The sequence below is a fragment of the Chryseobacterium sp. Leaf180 genome, from assembly GCF_001424585.1.
Classification (GTDB): Bacteria; Bacteroidota; Bacteroidia; order Flavobacteriales; family Weeksellaceae; genus Chryseobacterium.
Genome location: NZ_LMPJ01000001.1, coordinates 407587 through 424618, shown reverse-complemented (window position 1 = coordinate 424618; position 17032 = coordinate 407587). Strand labels below are relative to the sequence as shown.

The following is a 17032-nucleotide window of genomic DNA, read 5'->3' as shown; positions in this document are numbered from 1 at the left end:
AATGAAAAAAGTATTATTTATAGACCGGGACGGCACGCTGATCCTGGAACCGGCGACAGATTATCAGGTTGACTCGCTAGAAAAACTTGAGTTTTATCCGGGAGTTTTTCAGAACTTATCGAAGATCGCGAAGGAAATGGATTTTGAACTGGTAATGGTGACCAATCAGGATGGGTTGGGAACGGATAGTTTTCCGTATAAAGATTTTATCGCGCCGCATGAAAAAATGCTGCAGGCTTTTAAAAATGAAGGAATTGTTTTCAGTGATATTCTCATCGATAAAAGTTTTGAAAATGAAAATCTTGAAACACGTAAACCACGAACGGGTATGCTAGGAAAGTATATTTACGGCGATTACGATTTGCAGAATTCGTTTGTGATTGGCGACCGTAAAACCGATGTTTTGCTAGCAAAAAATTTAGGTTCGAAAAGTATTTTTTTAAATAAAGAAAAAACTGCTGACGCGGATTTTATTACCGAAAGCTGGAGCGAAATTTATTCATTTTTAAAAAATATTCCACGAAAAGGAAATGTATTAAGGAAAACAAATGAAACAGAAATAGAGATCGAACTGAATCTTGACGGAAGTGGAATTTCGGAAATTTCAACTGGACTGCATTTTTTTGATCACATGCTCGAGCAGATTTCAAAACATGGAAATTTTGATCTGAATATTAAGGTTAATGGAGATTTGCAGGTCGATGAGCACCACACGATTGAAGATACGGGAATCGTTTTGGGTGAAGCATTTATCAAAGCTTTAGGCTCAAAAAAAGGAATTGAACGCTATGGATTTCTGTTACCAATGGACGACTGTCTTTCTCAGGTAGCGATAGATTTTGGCGGAAGATCATGGCTTGTTTGGGAAGCTGATTTTAAAAGAGAAAAAATAGGTGATATGCCAACGGAGATGTTTTATCACTTTTTCAAATCATTTTCTGACGCTGCAAAATGCAATCTCAATATAAAATCTGAAGGCTCAAATGAGCATCACAAAATAGAATCAATCTTTAAAGCCTTCGCAAAAGCTTTGAAAATGGCAGTTGCGCAAACCGACCAAAATTTTAATTTACCATCTACAAAAGGAATTCTCTGATGATTGCAATCGTAAAATACAATGGCGGAAATGTACAGTCGGTACAGAATGCATTAAAAAAAGTAAATGTTGAATCTGTGGTAACGGACGAATTTGATGTGATAAAAAATGCCGAAAAAGTGATTTTTCCGGGAGTTGGTGAAGCTTCTTCGACCATGAAAAATCTGAAAGAAAAGAAACTTGATCTGCTGATTCCCAGCCTGAAACAGCCGGTTTTGGGAATCTGTCTTGGGATGCAGCTGATGTGCACACATTCTGAGGAAGGTGATACAGCCGGACTCGGTATTTTTGACGTGGAGGTGAGGAAATTTCCGAATGAAGATATTGTTCCGCACATGGGTTGGAATTCTGTTTCAGATACGAAATCTATTATGAAAGAAGAATCATTTAAAGATGGTGATCTTTATTTTGTGCACAGTTATTATTGTGAAATTTCAGAATATACAACAGCAACCTGCGATTATATTTTGCCGTTCAGTGCGGCTTTGCAGAAAGATAATTTCTACGGAATGCAGTTTCACCCTGAAAAATCGGGCAATGCCGGACTTCTGTTATTAGAAAATTTTTTAAAAATTTAAATATGAAAATTATTCCAGCCATAGATATTATAGACGGAAAATGTGTGCGACTTTCAAAAGGAGATTACGGTACGAAAAAGATTTATCATGAAAATCCGGTGGAAGTTGCGAAAGAATTTGAAAATTACGGAATTAAATATCTGCATCTGGTGGATCTCGACGGCGCAAAATCGAAACAGATTGTTAACCATAAAATTCTTGAAAATATTGCAAAAGAAACGTCACTAAAAATTGATTTCGGTGGCGGACTTAAAACTGAAAATGATGTGAAAAAGGCTTTTGAATATGGAGCTGCGCAAATCACCATTGGAAGTCTTGCTGTGCAAAATCCTGTAATCTGCTATGAATTGATTAAAACTTTTGGTTCAGAAAAAATTATTCTCGGAGCCGACTGTGAAAACAGAAAAATAAAAACCGCTGGCTGGCTTGCTGAAAGTGATTGGGATGTTGTCGATTTTATCAGCTTTTATCAGAAAAAAAATATTAAAAATGTCATCTGCACCGATATTTCAAAAGACGGAATGCTTGCCGGAGCTGCAAGTGATCTTTACCGGGAAATTTTAGATCAAACGGACGTTACTCTTATTGCAAGTGGCGGAATTTCCAGTATGGATGATGTTTATGAGATGAAATCGATTGGATGTGCCGGAACCATTATTGGGAAAGCGATTTACGAGGGAAATATAAGTTTAGATCAGCTTAAAAATTTTATTGAAAATGCTTAAAAAAAGAATAATACCGTGTCTTGATATAAAGGACGGCAGAACGGTAAAGGGCGTAAATTTTGAAGGCTTGAGGAATGCCGGGGATCCCGTTGAACTGGCAAAAAAGTATGAAACTGAAGGCGCAGACGAGCTGGTTTTTCTTGATATTACAGCAACTTTAGACGACCGGAAAATATTTACTCATCTTGTTTCAAAAATCGCAAGGGAAATCAGTATTCCGTTCACTGTTGGCGGGGGAATTTCATCCGTTGATGACGTGCGGAGACTTTTGGAAGTTGGTGCTGATAAGGTAAGCATAAATTCTTCCGTCGTAAAAGATCCTGAGCTTATTTCTCTGCTGGCAAAAGAGTTTGGAAGTCAGTGCGTTGTTGTCGCGGTTGATACTAAATTAATTGACAATGAAGATTTTGTTTTTGTAAAAGGCGGAAGAGAAAACACCAATATTAAAACACTGGACTGGGTGAAAAAAGCAGAAAATCTTGGTGCCGGAGAAATTTTGTTAACTTCGATGGATGGCGACGGAACGAAGAAGGGATTTGATATTCGCATTACAAAACTTGTATCAGATTTAGTTAATATTCCTGTTATTGCCTCTGGTGGTGCAGGAATTATCATGGATTTTGAGGAAGTTTTTACTGCAACCAAAGCGACCGGCGCTTTGGCAGCGAGCATTTTTCACTTTGGTGAAGTGAAGATTTCAGAATTAAAGAAAGAATTATTAACAAAAAATATTGCAGTACGATGCTGATTGATTTTAATAAAAACAAAGACGGTCTGGTTCCTGTGATTGTTCAGGACGACCGAAGTCTGCAGGTTCTAATGCTTGGATACATGAATGAAGAAGCATTTCTGAAAACGCAGGATGAGAAAATTATTACGTTCTACAGCCGTTCAAAAAACCGCTTGTGGACAAAAGGTGAGGAATCCGGGAATTTTTTAACGGTGAAAAATATCGCTGTTGATTGCGACCAAGACACGATTCTAATAAAAGCCGTTCCAAAAAAAAATGTCTGCCACACCGGAAGTTTCAGCTGTTTTGGCGGGAAAGAAAACAAAGGATATCTGTACGAACTTGAAGATAAAATCCACAAAAGAATCGACGGAAAAATTTCAGATTCTTACACGTATTCGCTCTATCAAAAGGGCATTAACAAAGTTGCCCAAAAAGTAGGAGAGGAAGCTGTAGAACTCGTGATTGAAGCAAAAGATAATAATCAGAATCTGTTTAAAAATGAAGCGGCAGATTTGCTTTACCATTTTTTAATTTTATTGAAAGCTAAAAATTTTACTTTGGAGGAAATTGAAGAAATTCTTCACGAAAGAGCATAAAAAAACCTGCGCAATGCAGGTTTCTATTTTTTAAATTACTTGCCAGCTCCGGCAAAGTGCTGTAGTGCGCCGAGCGATGCTTTACCAATGTTGAATATGTATTGTATATCAGTATTAGCAAATGTATCGTCTTTCGTATGTGGCAATTCACTGCGTAGATATTCGAAAAATCCGGTGATGACATCGCCTTTCTTTTCGAAAGAAATATAGTCGCTATGCTCCGCAGGATCGACTGCAGCTTTCAAAGGCGAATAAAATGCAACATATTTCATCAGATCTTTCGTTGCCTGCGTAGAAGCAGCATTGTTTTTAGAAGTTCCTCCCTGATCTTCATCGCAGAAAACCGTATCGTTGAACATTCCTTTTTTACCACCAACCTGATCGAGATTGAATACCATTTTAATATCGATCTTTCGTTCTTTTCCATTGAAAACAACATCATTTACATAATGTCGGCTTCCCCATAAACCCTGTTCTTCTCCGGAAAAATGTATAAATTTAATGGAGTAATCCGTCGGAATATCTTTCATAATGCGCGCAGCTTCCAGAATAATCGTTGTACCACTTCCATTGTCATTTACTCCCGGACCATTAATACTGTCGAAATGTCCGCAGATAATCACATATTTGTCCGGATAGATAGTGCCTTTTTTGGTAATAATCAGATTTTTAGAATTAGTTCTGCCAACAGAAAATGGATCTTCCATCATTTGATCGTCGCTGTAGCCATAAGCTAAATATTTATCTTTAAGCCATTTCAGAGCGTTCTCATTTTCTGGTGAACCCGTAGTTTTGACACCCAGTTTTTCAAATTCGCGTAGATTTTTGGTGATGTTATCTTTTGAAATCTGATCAACACGACCCTGATATTTCTGCACGAAGACCTGAGAAGAAATTGAGTTTGCTAAAAAGATGAAAAAAATGGTGATTATAAGTTTCTTCAAAGTTAATTTTATTTTTTTACAACAAATTTTCTGCTCACCGTCTGATTTCTAAGATTAATATTGGCAATGTAAACGCCTTCAGTTAAACTGGAAATATCGATGCTTTTTTGGTTTTCAACACCGAAAATAGTTCTCCCACTTGCATCAGAAACAGAAACTGAAAAATCTTTAGCATCTTTCGGAAGTTTTAAGTTTAAAACATCTTTTGCAGGATTTGGATAAATTTCAATCTGATATAATTCAGAAGATGAAGTTTCAGAAGTTGAAAGATTTTGTGTGGATGCTACCGCAAAGTGCTGCAATGCACCAACAGCCGCTTTACCGACATTAAAAACATAAACCGGATCAACATTAACAAAAGTATCATTGGGTGAATGCTCGTTATAACTTCTTGTAGTTTCGTAAAAACCGGTAATAATGTCGCCTTTGTTTTCAAACGGAACATAATCTGACGAAAATGCATTGGAAAGCGTCGTCTGAAGCGGAGAGTAGAGACTTGTGCAAACCGCAAGCTGATTGGTAAATGTCTGCGAAAGCGCATTGTTTGTGGCAACCTGTCCGCCCTGGTCACTTTCACATTTGATGTTGTTATTTACATTTCCGAGCTGCCCGCCGACCTGATCGATATTGATGACCAACCGGATATCAAACTGCCTGATATTATTCTGGAAAACTACATTATTCACATAATGGGTGCTCCCCAAAAGTCCCTGCTCTTCACCTGAAAAATGAATAAATTTGATAGAATATTCAGTCGGGATATTTTTTAAAATTCTTGCTGCTTCCAGCAAAATCGAAGTTCCGCTTCCGTTATCACTCACGCCCGGCCCGTTGATCGTGTCGTAATGACCACAGATGATGACGTAAGTATTTGGATAAACAGTTCCCGTTTTGGTAATAATAAGATTTTTCGAAGTGGAACTTGCAAAAGTAAAAGTATCTTCTGTGATCTGACTGTTTGTATAGCCAAGCGCTATATATTTATTTTTAAGCCAGTTCAGGGCATCTGTATTGGCTGCACTGCCGGTGGTTTTTACGCCTAAATTTCCAAATTCCTGCAACAGTCCTGTGATATTACTTTGGGTAACCAGATTGGCTCTGTTCTGATAAGCCTGAATAAAACTTTGCGCCGAAACGCTGCAAAGACTTCCGGAAAAGAGTAGAAGTGTAAGTATTTTTTTCACTTTTAGATAAAGATTTTAGATGATATCTTAGGGTATCAAAGTTATACAATAAAAAAATCCCGAGCAATAAAGCGCGGGATTTTATATTGATAACAAAATTTTACATTATTTTACTTGATCTACAACTGCTTTGAAAGCTTCAGGATAATTCATTGCAAGATCTGCAAGAACTTTTCTGTTCAGCTCAATGTTGTTCTTTTTTAGAGCTCCCATAAACTGAGAGTAAGACATTCCGTGCTCTCTTGCACCAGCGTTGATACGCATGATCCAAAGAGATCTGAAGTTTCTCTTTTTCTCTTTTCTACCACGGTAAGCATATTGCATTGCTTTTTGTACCGCGTTTTTAGCAACAGTCCAAACGTTCTTTCTTCTTCCGAAGAAACCTTTGGCTTGTTTCATAAGTTTTTTTCTACGTGCTCTGGAAGCTACGGAGTTTACTGATCTTGGCATAATTTAAATTGTTTTTTTGAGATGTGCGGCAACCTGTTTCATTGCACTTAGCTGCTCCATATCAGGGTTAAATTGTTGAATTTTTTGTGAATTCCTATAAACCGAAAAAGATTTATAAAAACTAACGGAGTGCTAATTGACGTTTAACACCTTTTTCGTCCACTTTCGCAACGTAAGAAGTCGTCGTAAGATTTCTCTTCTGCTTCGTTTCTTTTTTCGTCAAGATGTGGCTTTTATAAGCATTCTTTCTTTTGATCTTTCCTGTTCCGGTAAGAGCAAAACGCTTCTTAGCACCAGATTTCGTTTTTAATTTTGGCATTGTCTTGCTTTTTATGTTTTGTTATCAATATCATTAATTCTCAGCTAAAAGTTTTCGACTCATAACTTTTTTGGGCGTATCCCTTGCTCGCTCATTCCGCTTCACTTCATTCCTCACTCAGGTCGGGCTCTTCATTACAAGTCCTCGCGCCGCGCTGTTTCCATCGCTGCTGCGGGCTTTTTATTACGATCCCTCACGCAATAATTGCGGTTGCAAAATTACTGAAAATTATCATACAAAAAGAGACTTTCATAAGAAAATCTCTTTTGTCTATGTCAACATCCGAAAAATAAACTTTCAGATGGTTTCTCTGAACTTATTTAACCGATTTTTTTGGGCTCATCATCATAATCATCCGCTTTCCTTCAAGTTTAGGAAGCTGATCTACTTTTCCAACATGCTCCAGTTCCTGAGCAAGTTTAAGAAGTAAAATTTCTCCCTGATCTTTAAAGATGATCGAACGACCTTTAAAAAACACGTAGGTTTTCAGTTTAGACCCTTCTTCCAAAAACTTCTCAGCATGCTTTTTCTTAAACTCATAATCGTGTTCGTCAGTCTGAGGCCCAAAACGGATCTCTTTCACAACCACTTTTATCTGCTTAGCTTTAAGCTCCTTTGTTTTTTTCTTTTGCTCGTACAAGAATTTTTTATAATCTAAAATTCTTGCGATAAAAGGTTCAGCTTTATCTGAAATTACCACCAAATCCAATTCCTGCTCTTTTGCAATCTGTCTTGCTTTATCGATCGGAAAGATTCCCGGTTCTACGTTATCGCCCACCAAACGAAGTTCTCTTACACGAATCTTCTCATTGATCATGTGTGCATCCTCTTGTACAGGACGTCTTTGTGGGCCTCTGTTGTTAAATCTTTGTGCTATCGCTTTATATTTTATTGGTTAATATCACTTACTGAAGATTAAAAATCAAACTATGATTCAATCCTGATCTTAATTTTACTCTTTAAATCTTTTCTATTGCAGACTCTTTCTTAAAATAAGAAATAAAATCCTCAAGACTCATGGCGCCTAAATCGCCTTCTCCACGTCTGCGTACAGAAATTGTGCCATCATTTTCCTCATTTTCTCCTACCACAATCATGAAAGGAATTTTCTTCAACTCAGCATCACGGATTTTTTTGCCTGTTTTTTCGTTCCTGTCGTCTATCAATCCGCTAATATCGTGATTTTCTAAAACTTGTGAAACTTTTTTAGCATAATCCACATATTTTTCACTGATCGGCAAAATCGTAAACTGATCCGGTGCCAGCCAAAGTGGGAAATCACCTGCAGTATTTTCGAGCAAAATAGCGATGAAGCGTTCCATTGAACCAAAAGGTGCTCTGTGAATCATCACCGGCCTGTGTTTTTCATTATCGCTTCCGATGTATGTTAAGTCGAATCTTTCCGGCAAATTATAATCCACCTGAATAGTTCCTAACTGCCATTTTCTGCCTAATGCATCTTTTACCATGAAATCGAGTTTCGGACCATAGAAAGCCGCTTCACCGTATTCTGTAATGGTGTTCAAACCTTTTTCTTTGGCTGCAGTTACAATTGCATTTTCAGCTTTTTCCCAGTTTTCATCTGTGCCGATGTATTTTTCTTTATTATCAGGATCTCTCAGAGAAATCTGCGCTGTAAAATCTCCAAAACCTAATGATCCGAAAACATACAATACAAGATCGATCGTCTTTTTAAATTCATCCATCAGCTGATCCGGCGTACAGAATAAATGCGCATCATCCTGAGTAAATCCGCGAACCCGTGTCAAACCGTGAAGTTCGCCGCTTTGTTCGTAGCGGTAAACCGTACCAAATTCAGCATATCTTTTAGGCAAATCACGGTAACTCCATTGCGAAGTTTTATAAATTTCACAGTGATGCGGGCAGTTCATCGGTTTCAGCATAAATTCTTCCCCTTCATTCGGGGTTTTTATCGGCTGAAAACTGTCTGCACCATATTTGTCCCAGTGACCAGACGTCACATATAATTCTTTAGCACCAATGTGCGGTGTCATTACAAATTCATAACCTCCTTTCTTTTGAGCATCAGACAGGAAATTTTCAAGTTTTTTTCTTAAAGCGGTACCCTTTGGAAGCCAAAGTGGCAATCCGGCACCCACTTTTTCTGAGAAAGCAAAAATGCCTAATTCTTTACCTAATTTTCTGTGATCTCTTCTTTTTGCTTCTTCAAGCAATTCAAGATATTCTGTCAGTTCTTTTTGCTTCGGAAAAGAAATTCCATAAACTCTTGTCAGTTGAGGGTTTTTCTCGTTTCCTCTCCAGTAAGCGCCTGCTGCATTGAGAACTTTAAAAGCTTTTACGATTGAAGTATTAGGAATATGGCCGCCGCGACAAAGATCTGTAAAGTTATCGTGCGTCACAAAAGTGATTTCGCCATCGTTTAAATTTGAAATCAATTCTACCTTATACGGATTGTCAGCATAAGTTTTTAAAGCTTCATCCTTAGAAACGGAATACAGCGAAAAAATCGAACCTTTTTTAGCATTCTCCAAAACCTTTTTCTCGATTTTTTCGAAGTCTTTTTCAGATAACGATTCAGTACCAAAATCTACATCATAATAAAAACCACTCTCAATTGCAGGACCGATAGTCAGCTTAGCATCCGGATAAAACTCTAAAATCGCCTGCGCCAAAAGATGAGCAGAAGAGTGCCAGAAGGCTTTTTTACCAAGATCATCATTCCAGGTCAATAGCTGTACGGTGGCATCTGCTGTAATCGGCGTGGTTGTTTCAACCTGTGTGCCGTTTAAGACTGCGGAAATGGTATTTCTGGCCAATCCCTCGCTTATAGATTTTGCCACATCCAAAGGAGTAGTAGCTCCTTCAAATTCTCTGACGCTGTTGTCTGGAAGTGTAATTTTTATCATTGTTGAGTACCAAAATTTAAGATGCAAAAATACGCATTTTATCTGGTTTTCGAAAATACGGTTTGTTTAATGTTAAAAAGGGTTTTAAAGCAATTAAATAAATTATGTAAGCACAAAAAAAACCAAGTAAAAATTACTTGGTGTTATCTGTTTTTCCGGATTTGTTTTCGGATGATTTCTGTACATCTTTTTTATCGATATCTGGTGGATTTTGTTTTTCAGAAGATGCCGGCACGTCCCGGAAATCTTCATTCTGCTTTTTCGTTTCTGCGTTGTTAGCAGATTCATTCTGATTTTTATCTTCGCTCATAATCTATAATTTTAAAATTCCCAAAGTTCCCGTGTTATCTACAATCTCGTACTTCAAAGCTTTTGCCAAAACAAATATTGAGTTTAGATTCGTCATCAGTTGCTGCTTTCCTTCTGTTTTCAGTTTATCCTGATTCACTGATTTTATTCCTGCATTTTTTGCCCGCTGAGTAGCATTTTTTATATCTTTTTCAGAGATTCTATTGATAAAAGAATCATCCATGGCCTGAATTTCTACGCTTGGTGTAACTTTTATTACTGGATTGGGAAGTTCGCGAATGATGAGTTTTTTGTTGATAGTATCAACATCTATTTTCATCTTATTTAAATCGTACGAAACCTGTGCATTGGTTTTTGTAAAAGTTATAATGTTCGTACTAGAAACCTCACTTCCAAAAACTTTATAAGCGATTTTGGTTTTCTGCATTGCTGAAAGATCCTGTTCCAAAACCACCATTTTATTCAGTTTAGAAATCTGGTTGGTGAGAATGTAATAATCTGTGCTTTCTGTTTTCTCATTTATTTTAAAATCGAAACACGATCTGAAACTGAAAAATACAGTTATCATCAGAATAATTCCGAACAAAAAACCTAATAATCCTTTTGCGTTTTTCAAGTCTATTTTTTAAATATTTCTTTAATTACCGAGCTGTCATCTTTCTTTAAAATGTCTACAAGATCTCGCTCAATGTAGCCGGTAGTCGGCATTTCTATGATTCTACCAATTTCCTTGCCATATTTTTCAACGATCATCGTAGGTACTTTATGCACGTTATAACGCACTTCATCGCCCGTCGGAGATTCTTTTTTTCGGTTTACTGCGATGATTGTCAGATTATCCATCGGATAATTAATGGCTTCCAAAATCTTCATAAAACGCGGAAAATCACGGTGACTGTCTTCGCACCACGTTCCCATGAAAACTGTCAGTTTGTACGTGAAGAGTTTTGCTTTTTTAAGCTGTTCGATTGCTTTCATATCCAAAGCATAATCGTCGTGTTCTTTTACGTACCAGTTTGCGTAAGGCTCTTTCAAAAACTGATCGGCGAGCTGATGGCCGAGAAGCATTTTTCCGTCTTCGGTGCTTTCAACTTCTCTGTTGACAACAGTTTTCTGTGCCATAAAGTTTGCAACTGACAATATGATCAGCGATGCTGTAGCAGCTTTTTTAAATATATTTTTCATTCTAATTTTCTAAAATAGTTTTCAAATCGGCAGGCGAGTAGTACTTATTTTTCAAAACTTTGTGGTCTGCTTTTCTGTATACATTATATTTTTCACCAGATTTTTCGTAGAAAGATTCCACGCCTTTTTCATCATAAAATTTCACAGTTTCTGCCGCCTGTTCTTCATTATCACAGGCTTTAGACATATTTGAACGCTGTACCTCATTAAAAAGTGTCACAAATTTTTCGCCTAAACCAAATTCTAAAACAGCGCCGCTCAAAACATATTGCAAGTCACAAAGCGCATCTGCGATTTCGGTTAAATTTTTATCTTCAATCGCCTGCTTCAGTTCGTTCAGTTCTTCCTGCAAAAGCTCCACTCGCAAACTGCATCTTTCAGGAGAAGGAATTTGTGGCGTATCTAAAATTGGTGCTTTAAATGTTGTGTGAAATTCTGCGACCTGATTGAGGCTGTCTATTTTTTCCATGAAATCTTAAATTTAAGCAAATATAACGATTGATGACAGAAAAGAAAAACAATAGCGTTTTTGAATTTCGAATGCAATATTTTTAAAACGAAAAAAAACGCACCGAAATGCGTTTTTAATATTTTTTAAGAGGAAAATTATTTAGTAATATCTCTTCCGATTACCAGTCTCTGGATTTCTGAAGTTCCTTCACCAATGGTACACAATTTCGAATCTCTGTAATATTTTTCAGCAGGGAAATCTTTCGTGTAACCATAACCACCGAAAATCTGAACTGCATTGTTTGCAATTCTTACACAAGCTTCAGAAGCGTACAATTTTGCCATTGCACCTTCTTTTGTCATTTTCTGCTTCGCGTTTTTCAGTGTAGAAGCTCTCTGAATCAATAACTCTGCAGCGTCAATTTCAGTTGCCATATCTGCCAACATAAAGTTGATCGCCTGGAAATCTGCAATCGATTTTCCGAACTGTTTTCTTTCTTTCGCATATTTCAAAGCTGCTTTGTAGGCACCTTTTGCAATTCCTAAACTCAATGCAGCAATAGAAATTCTACCGCCGTCAAGAATTTTCATGGCCTGCTTGAAACCTTCTCCTACTTCGCCCAAACGGTTTGCATCTGAAACACGAACGTTATCAAAAATTAATTCGGCAGTTTCTGAAGCTCTCATTCCAAGCTTATTTTCTTTTTTGCCTGACGTAAAACCAGCCATTCCTTTTTCTAAAACAAAAGCTGTAGAATTATTTTTAGCACCGATTTCTCCAGTTCTAGTCATTACGACTGCAATGTCACCAGAAATTGCATGCGTGATGAAGTTTTTTGCTCCGTTAATAATCCACTCATCGCCGTCTTTCACCGCAGTTGTAGACATTCCGCCTGAATCTGAACCTGTATTATGCTCAGTCAAACCCCACGCACCGATTACCTGACCTGAAGCCAGTTGTGGAAGCCATCTCTGTCTTTGCTCTTCATTTGCAAATTCATAAATATGATTGGTACATAGTGAATTGTGTGCTGCTAAAGAAAGCCCGATTGAAGGATCTACCTGTGAAATCTCGTCTAGAATCGTCACATATTCATGATAACCAAGACCAGAGCCGCCATACTGCTCAGGAACGACAATGCCCATAAAACCCATCTCACCAAGCTGATGAAAAAGCTCTTTCGGGAAGGTCTGGCTCTCATCCCAATCCATAATGTTTGGTCTGATATTTTTTTCAGCAAACTCGCGCGCCGTCTCTGCAATCATCTTAATATTATCAACCGTTTCAGTGTTCATAAGGAATATTATAGTTAAGCTGTAAAGATAATCAATTTACAGAAAAACGGAAATAAAATATAAAAAACCGATAATCATTTTGCAGTTGTACGTTTATGAAACTGAGCAGAGCATTCATTTAACCATTTTTTAATATAAAATGAAATGCAGATACGCCGTTATTCTTAGCTTTGTATTACACAAATTCAGTATGAAAAAATATCTACTCTCTGCCGTTTTCGCTTCTGCAATTGCAAATGCTCAGATTCCTACAGGATATTATGACGGAACTTCAGGGCTTTCAGGCTATGCTTTAAAAGAAAAAGTACATCAGATTATTGCTGCGAAAAATATCAACTGGAATTATGGCGATCTTCCGAATTTTTATAATCAAACCGATTTGGATAAATATTATGATCACGGCGTTTCAAACACGACATTTCTGCTTGATATTTATTCTGAAATTCCAACAGGGCCTGATGCGTACGAATATACTTCTGCAAATTTGATTGCTGGCGCAGGAGCAGAAGGTTTGGGCTACAACCGCGAGCACATGATGCCGCAAAGTACTTTCAGCACAAGTTCCGCGATCAGTGATTATCCCATGTATTCAGATCTACACTTTATCATTCCCGCGGATGCGAGAATCAATACGCTTCGCAACAATTATCCTTACGGAGTCGCTGGTTCTACAATTTATTACACTTTTACCAACGGTTCAAAAATTGGAAATGCGGCGATCCCGAATTATCCGTACCTCGGCAGAGTGTATGAACCGATTGATGAATTTAAAGGTGATGTTGCGCGTACGCTGCTTTATTTTGCCGTTCGTTATCAGGGAAAACTTTCTTCCTTTAATACAGCATATACAACTTCAAGTACCATAACTCCGGCGACCGATCAGTGTCCGCTTGACGGAACCGAAGAGCGCGCGGTGGATTTAAATTATATCGCTATGCTGAAACAATGGAACACGCTCGATCCGGTTTCGCAGAGAGAGATAGACCGAAATAATGCAGTCTACAATCTTCAGAAAAACAGAAATCCTTTCGTTGATCATCCGGAATGGATTAATATAATCTGGTCTGAAACCCCTGATAATATCGCTCCCGATGCACCAACTTCTTTAGTTTCAACACAGCAAGGCGCTTATTTTGTGAATTTGCAGTGGAGTGCAAGTATAAGCAGCGATGTCTTAGGATACCGAATTTATGTAAACGGTTCTACAACGCCGAGTGCGGTTACAAAAAATAATTCTGTGACGATCGATCATCTTTTGCCTGGAACAAATTATACCTTTGCCGTAAAAGCTTTCGATAAAGCTTATCTGGAATCGGTTTCTAATCAGGAAATCACAGTTGCGACTACCGCATCTGGGAATTTTGCAAAAGATCTGATGATCACAAAATATATTGAAGGAACTGGTTTCAACAAAGCCATAGAAATCACCAATAAAACCGGTCACGCGGTTAATCTTAATAATTACAGACTGAATATTCAGTTTCAAAACACAACTTCCGGAAGTTTTTACAACGGCAATACGTACGAACTCGAAGGCAGCATCGAAAACAACGAATCTTTTGTGATTTTAAATCCGAATTCTGCATTGGCATGTTACACAAATTCTACTTCTAAATTTGTCACGGCTTCTGACCCGATGATTTTTTCCGGAACACAATACGTAGAGCTTGCATATAATAAAACCATTGCGGTCGATGTGATCGGAAGTAAATTCGTTAGCAATACCAATGCAGATGTCAGTCTTTATCGCAAAAATACAGTTACCCAACCATCATCAACTTTTTCGCTGACAGAATGGGATTCTTATCCGGTAAATTTCTGCCAGAATGCAGGTTCGCTGGCAGTAGAAAATATCGGTAATTCTGACAGTTCATTAAAAATTTATCCAAATCCGGTTCATGACGTTTTAAATATTCAGGCAGAAAATAATTTGGGCAAAATTGAAATTCTAGATTTTTCAGGAAGAGTATTAAAAAGTTTTAATGAAAAAAAGGTTAAAAATTTACAGATTAATGTTTCTGATCTTTCTCCTGGAGACTATATTTTAAAAGTTGACGGATCAAGTTTTAAATTTATTAAAATATAAAAAAGGAAGAATTTTATCATTTAAAATTGATCTTACAATTCGTTTCTGCATATTTTATTTGTAAGTTATTATCCTTATATTTGCAGAATGATAGCGGTCATCACGGGTGATATTATTAATTCTGAATCTGCAGACACCAAAGTCTGGATTACTAAGCTAAAAAATCTGCTCAGCACGTGGGGAACTTCGCCACAAACCTGGGAAATTTACCGCGGAGACGAGTTTCAGATCAAGTGCAATATCAACGAAGTTTTTTCGCATGCCCTCGCTATTAAATCGCTCCTCAAAACACAGGAAAACCTCGACGTACGCCTTGCCATCGGTATTGGTGACGAAAATTATTCTTCAGAAAAAATCACAGAATCCAACGGGACAGCTTACATCAACTCAGGAAGACTGCTTGATGATCTGAAAGCAAACGGCTGCACAATCGCAGTAAAAACGCTTAACGAAAGTACGGACCGAGATCTGAATATTGTCCTGAAATGGGCTTCCAAAGAATTTGACCGCTGGTCTGTAGCCACTTCAGAAATTGTTTTTGAGATGCTCACCAATGAAGAAAAAACGCAGGAAAATCTGGCAAAAAAATTCAATATTTCTCAGTCGTCGGTGAGTCAGCGCCTGAAGCGCGCCAGCTACGATCTGATTGTAGAAACCGACCAGTATTTCAGAAAAAAAATCTCACAGCTATAATTACAGGATGATATTTTTACCTCTCATACTTGCGCATCTGATCGGAGATTTTGTTCTTCAGCCGCAGTCATGGGTCGCAGATAAAGAGACTAAAAAGCTGAAAAGTAAGTATCTGTATTTCCATATCATCATTCATCTTGTCTTAAATTTAATTTTTCTCTGGAATTTTGATTTCTGGTGGATTGCTTGTGTGGTTGCATTTTCGCATTTTATTATTGATGCGTGCAAACTTAGTTTTCAAACTTCTTCGACTAAGAAAAACTGGTTTTTTATTGATCAATTGTTGCATTTTGTAGTGATCATCGGGTTAAGTTTTTTAATTGAAAAACCAGATTTTACTTCTTATTTTACTACAGGAAATTTTAAAATGCTGGCTGCAGTTGTTTTTCTTACAACGCCCGCTTCTATCTTTATCAAAATATTGTTATCATCCTGGAGCCCGATTCCACAGGATGAGAACTCGGTTCAAACAGAATCGCTTACTGATGCCGGAAAATATATTGGTATCCTTGAGCGTTTAATGGTTTTCACGTTTATCGCAGTCAATCACTGGGAAGGAGTGGGATTTATGGTCGCAGCGAAATCGGTTTTCAGATTCAGCGATTTGGCGCAGGCAAAACAGAGAAAGCTTACAGAATATGTTCTGATAGGAACTTTGCTTAGTTTTGGATTCGCTGTTTTTGCTGGAATTTTAATTAAATAAAATCTAATAAATAAATCTTCAGACAGTAAAAATGTCTTTAAAAAAAGTAAAAATTATGAGTCAGAAAAAAGAAATGTTGTACGAAGGGAAAGCAAAACAAGTTTTTGCAACCGATCATCCTGAAGAAGTTGTGGTACGTTTTAAGGACGATGCAACGGCTTTCAATGCGCAGAAAAGAGGTTCTGTAGATTTGAAAGGAGAGATGAATAACGCCATCACAACCCTTATTTTCGAATATTTGAACGAAAAAGGAGTAAAGACACATTTCATTAATAAAATTGACGAAAGAGAGCAGCTAGTAAAAAAAGTAGACATTATTCCTCTGGAAATGGTCGTGAGAAATTACTCTGCAGGAAGCATGGCTCAGCGTCTTGGCGTAGAAGAAGGCATCAAATCTCCGGTTACGATTTTTGATATCTGCTACAAAAAGGATGAGTTGGGAGATCCGTTGATTAATGATCACCACGCAGTATTCCTGGGAGCAGCGACGTATGAAGAGCTTCAGGAAATGTATGCTTTGACGGATGAAATCAATAAAATCCTGATCGATCTTTTTGATCAGATGAATATAATCTTGGTTGATTTTAAAATCGAACTGGGAAAAACAGCAGATGGAGAAATTATTTTAGCTGATGAAATTTCACCTGATACGTGTAGACTTTGGGACAAAGACACGATGAAAAAACTGGACAAAGACCGTTTCAGAAGGGATCTTGGCGAGGTGACAGAAGCCTACGTGGAGATTTACAACCGTCTGAAAAAGGTTTTAAATAAATAATTTAAGAACTCAGATCTGG

At 37.5% G+C, this 17032-nt stretch carries 20 protein-coding genes; 9 read left to right on the top strand and 11 right to left on the bottom strand.

Annotation, left to right across the window (positions count from 1 at the left end; all coding sequences use genetic code 11):
• Position 1: 1 nt before the first annotated feature.
• Genes hisB through hisIE form a run of 5 tightly spaced genes read left to right on the top strand, consistent with a single transcriptional unit; the run spans position 2 to position 3728 of the window.
• A complete protein-coding gene (gene hisB / locus ASG01_RS01905; RefSeq protein ID WP_055859121.1) occupies positions 2-1096 on the top strand; it encodes a bifunctional histidinol-phosphatase/imidazoleglycerol-phosphate dehydratase HisB in 1095 nt (364 codons plus the stop codon).
• Positions 1096-1674: an imidazole glycerol phosphate synthase subunit HisH gene (gene hisH / locus ASG01_RS01900; RefSeq protein ID WP_185097213.1), complete on the top strand. Its 579-nt coding sequence runs from the start codon at positions 1096-1098 to the stop codon at positions 1672-1674. Before hisB ends, hisH begins: the two co-directional genes overlap by 1 nt.
• Before the next feature lie 2 nt (positions 1675-1676).
• Positions 1677-2399 (top strand): 1-(5-phosphoribosyl)-5-[(5-phosphoribosylamino)methylideneamino]imidazole-4-carboxamide isomerase, encoded by a 723-nt coding sequence (gene hisA / locus ASG01_RS01895; RefSeq protein WP_055859115.1) that lies wholly within the window; start codon positions 1677-1679, stop codon positions 2397-2399.
• Positions 2392-3147, top strand: coding sequence for an imidazole glycerol phosphate synthase subunit HisF (gene hisF, locus ASG01_RS01890; RefSeq protein ID WP_055859113.1), 756 nt, complete (start codon positions 2392-2394; stop codon positions 3145-3147). Before hisA ends, hisF begins: the two co-directional genes overlap by 8 nt.
• The gene (gene hisIE, locus ASG01_RS01885) at positions 3141-3728 is read left to right on the top strand and encodes a bifunctional phosphoribosyl-AMP cyclohydrolase/phosphoribosyl-ATP diphosphatase HisIE (RefSeq protein WP_055859109.1); all 588 of its coding nucleotides are present in this window, start codon (positions 3141-3143) and stop codon (positions 3726-3728) included. Before hisF ends, hisIE begins: the two co-directional genes overlap by 7 nt.
• A gap of 35 nt (positions 3729-3763) precedes the next feature.
• Here the strand turns inward: hisIE and ASG01_RS01880 are convergent, their stop codons facing one another.
• From ASG01_RS01880 to ASG01_RS01835, 11 genes are all read right to left on the bottom strand, one after another.
• A complete protein-coding gene (locus ASG01_RS01880) occupies positions 3764-4672 on the bottom strand; it encodes a M28 family metallopeptidase (protein WP_055859106.1) in 909 nt (302 codons plus the stop codon).
• A gap of 8 nt (positions 4673-4680) precedes the next feature.
• A complete protein-coding gene (locus ASG01_RS01875) occupies positions 4681-5856 on the bottom strand; it encodes a M28 family peptidase (RefSeq protein ID WP_055859104.1) in 1176 nt (391 codons plus the stop codon).
• Between the two features lie 105 nt (positions 5857-5961).
• Positions 5962-6306 carry a 50S ribosomal protein L20 gene (rplT, locus tag ASG01_RS01870; protein WP_055859101.1) on the bottom strand — a complete coding sequence of 115 codons (345 nt, stop codon included), beginning with the start codon at positions 6304-6306 and terminating at the stop codon, positions 5962-5964.
• A 121-nt stretch (positions 6307-6427) separates the two neighbouring features.
• On the bottom strand, positions 6428-6625 hold the full coding sequence (rpmI, locus tag ASG01_RS01865; RefSeq protein WP_055859098.1) for a 50S ribosomal protein L35: 198 nt from the start codon (positions 6623-6625) through the stop codon (positions 6428-6430).
• 316 nt (positions 6626-6941) lie between these two features.
• The gene (gene infC, locus ASG01_RS01860) at positions 6942-7442 is read right to left on the bottom strand and encodes a translation initiation factor IF-3 (RefSeq protein ID WP_055859094.1); all 501 of its coding nucleotides are present in this window, start codon (positions 7440-7442) and stop codon (positions 6942-6944) included.
• A gap of 142 nt (positions 7443-7584) precedes the next feature.
• On the bottom strand, positions 7585-9513 hold the full coding sequence (thrS, locus tag ASG01_RS01855) for a threonine--tRNA ligase (protein ID WP_055859091.1): 1929 nt from the start codon (positions 9511-9513) through the stop codon (positions 7585-7587).
• 133 nt (positions 9514-9646) lie between these two features.
• Positions 9647-9823, bottom strand: coding sequence for a hypothetical protein (locus ASG01_RS16080; RefSeq protein WP_185097212.1), 177 nt, complete (start codon positions 9821-9823; stop codon positions 9647-9649).
• Positions 9824-9826: 3 nt separating this feature from the next.
• Complete coding sequence (locus ASG01_RS01850; RefSeq protein WP_055859088.1) at positions 9827-10438, bottom strand: DUF4230 domain-containing protein; 612 nt, start codon at positions 10436-10438, stop codon at positions 9827-9829.
• Between the two features lie 2 nt (positions 10439-10440).
• Positions 10441-11007: a thioredoxin family protein gene (locus ASG01_RS01845; RefSeq protein ID WP_055859085.1), complete on the bottom strand. Its 567-nt coding sequence runs from the start codon at positions 11005-11007 to the stop codon at positions 10441-10443.
• 1 nt (position 11008) lies between these two features.
• A complete protein-coding gene (locus ASG01_RS01840) occupies positions 11009-11476 on the bottom strand; it encodes a nucleoside triphosphate pyrophosphohydrolase family protein (RefSeq protein WP_055859082.1) in 468 nt (155 codons plus the stop codon).
• 137 nt (positions 11477-11613) lie between these two features.
• On the bottom strand, positions 11614-12753 hold the full coding sequence (locus ASG01_RS01835) for an acyl-CoA dehydrogenase family protein (RefSeq protein WP_055859079.1): 1140 nt from the start codon (positions 12751-12753) through the stop codon (positions 11614-11616).
• Positions 12754-12943: 190 nt separating this feature from the next.
• On the opposite strand from ASG01_RS01835, the gene ASG01_RS01830 reads away from it, so the two are divergent.
• From ASG01_RS01830 to purC, 4 genes are all read left to right on the top strand, one after another.
• Complete coding sequence (locus ASG01_RS01830) at positions 12944-14839, top strand: endonuclease (protein ID WP_055859076.1); 1896 nt, start codon at positions 12944-12946, stop codon at positions 14837-14839.
• Between the two features lie 87 nt (positions 14840-14926).
• Positions 14927-15532 (top strand): SatD family protein, encoded by a 606-nt coding sequence (locus ASG01_RS01825; protein WP_055859073.1) that lies wholly within the window; start codon positions 14927-14929, stop codon positions 15530-15532.
• Positions 15533-15539: 7 nt separating this feature from the next.
• Positions 15540-16235: a DUF3307 domain-containing protein gene (locus tag ASG01_RS01820; RefSeq protein WP_055859070.1), complete on the top strand. Its 696-nt coding sequence runs from the start codon at positions 15540-15542 to the stop codon at positions 16233-16235.
• Positions 16236-16290: 55 nt separating this feature from the next.
• Positions 16291-17013 carry a phosphoribosylaminoimidazolesuccinocarboxamide synthase gene (gene purC, locus ASG01_RS01815; RefSeq protein WP_055862047.1) on the top strand — a complete coding sequence of 241 codons (723 nt, stop codon included), beginning with the start codon at positions 16291-16293 and terminating at the stop codon, positions 17011-17013.
• The last annotated feature ends 19 nt before the right edge of the window (positions 17014-17032 follow it).

Excerpts from the sequence above, each read along its gene's own strand:
- hisB (WP_055859121.1), top strand. The coding sequence starts at position 2 with ATGAAAAAAGTATTATTTATAGACCGGGACGGCACGCTGATCCTGGAA.
- hisH (WP_185097213.1), top strand. The coding sequence starts at position 1,096 with ATGATTGCAATCGTAAAATACAATGGCGGAAATGTACAGTCGGTACAG.
- hisA (WP_055859115.1), top strand. The coding sequence starts at position 1,677 with ATGAAAATTATTCCAGCCATAGATATTATAGACGGAAAATGTGTGCGA.
- hisF (WP_055859113.1), top strand. The coding sequence starts at position 2,392 with ATGCTTAAAAAAAGAATAATACCGTGTCTTGATATAAAGGACGGCAGA.
- hisIE (WP_055859109.1), top strand. The coding sequence starts at position 3,141 with ATGCTGATTGATTTTAATAAAAACAAAGACGGTCTGGTTCCTGTGATT.
- rplT (WP_055859101.1), bottom strand. The coding sequence starts at position 6,306 with ATGCCAAGATCAGTAAACTCCGTAGCTTCCAGAGCACGTAGAAAAAAA.
- rpmI (WP_055859098.1), bottom strand. The coding sequence starts at position 6,625 with ATGCCAAAATTAAAAACGAAATCTGGTGCTAAGAAGCGTTTTGCTCTT.
- infC (WP_055859094.1), bottom strand. The coding sequence starts at position 7,442 with ATGATCAATGAGAAGATTCGTGTAAGAGAACTTCGTTTGGTGGGCGAT.
- thrS (WP_055859091.1), bottom strand. The coding sequence starts at position 9,513 with ATGATAAAAATTACACTTCCAGACAACAGCGTCAGAGAATTTGAAGGA.
- ASG01_RS16080 (WP_185097212.1), bottom strand. The coding sequence starts at position 9,823 with ATGAGCGAAGATAAAAATCAGAATGAATCTGCTAACAACGCAGAAACG.
- ASG01_RS01845 (WP_055859085.1), bottom strand. The coding sequence starts at position 11,007 with ATGAAAAATATATTTAAAAAAGCTGCTACAGCATCGCTGATCATATTG.
- ASG01_RS01840 (WP_055859082.1), bottom strand. The coding sequence starts at position 11,476 with ATGGAAAAAATAGACAGCCTCAATCAGGTCGCAGAATTTCACACAACA.
- ASG01_RS01835 (WP_055859079.1), bottom strand. The coding sequence starts at position 12,753 with ATGAACACTGAAACGGTTGATAATATTAAGATGATTGCAGAGACGGCG.
- ASG01_RS01830 (WP_055859076.1), top strand. The coding sequence starts at position 12,944 with ATGAAAAAATATCTACTCTCTGCCGTTTTCGCTTCTGCAATTGCAAAT.
- ASG01_RS01825 (WP_055859073.1), top strand. The coding sequence starts at position 14,927 with ATGATAGCGGTCATCACGGGTGATATTATTAATTCTGAATCTGCAGAC.
- ASG01_RS01820 (WP_055859070.1), top strand. The coding sequence starts at position 15,540 with ATGATATTTTTACCTCTCATACTTGCGCATCTGATCGGAGATTTTGTT.
- purC (WP_055862047.1), top strand. The coding sequence starts at position 16,291 with ATGAGTCAGAAAAAAGAAATGTTGTACGAAGGGAAAGCAAAACAAGTT.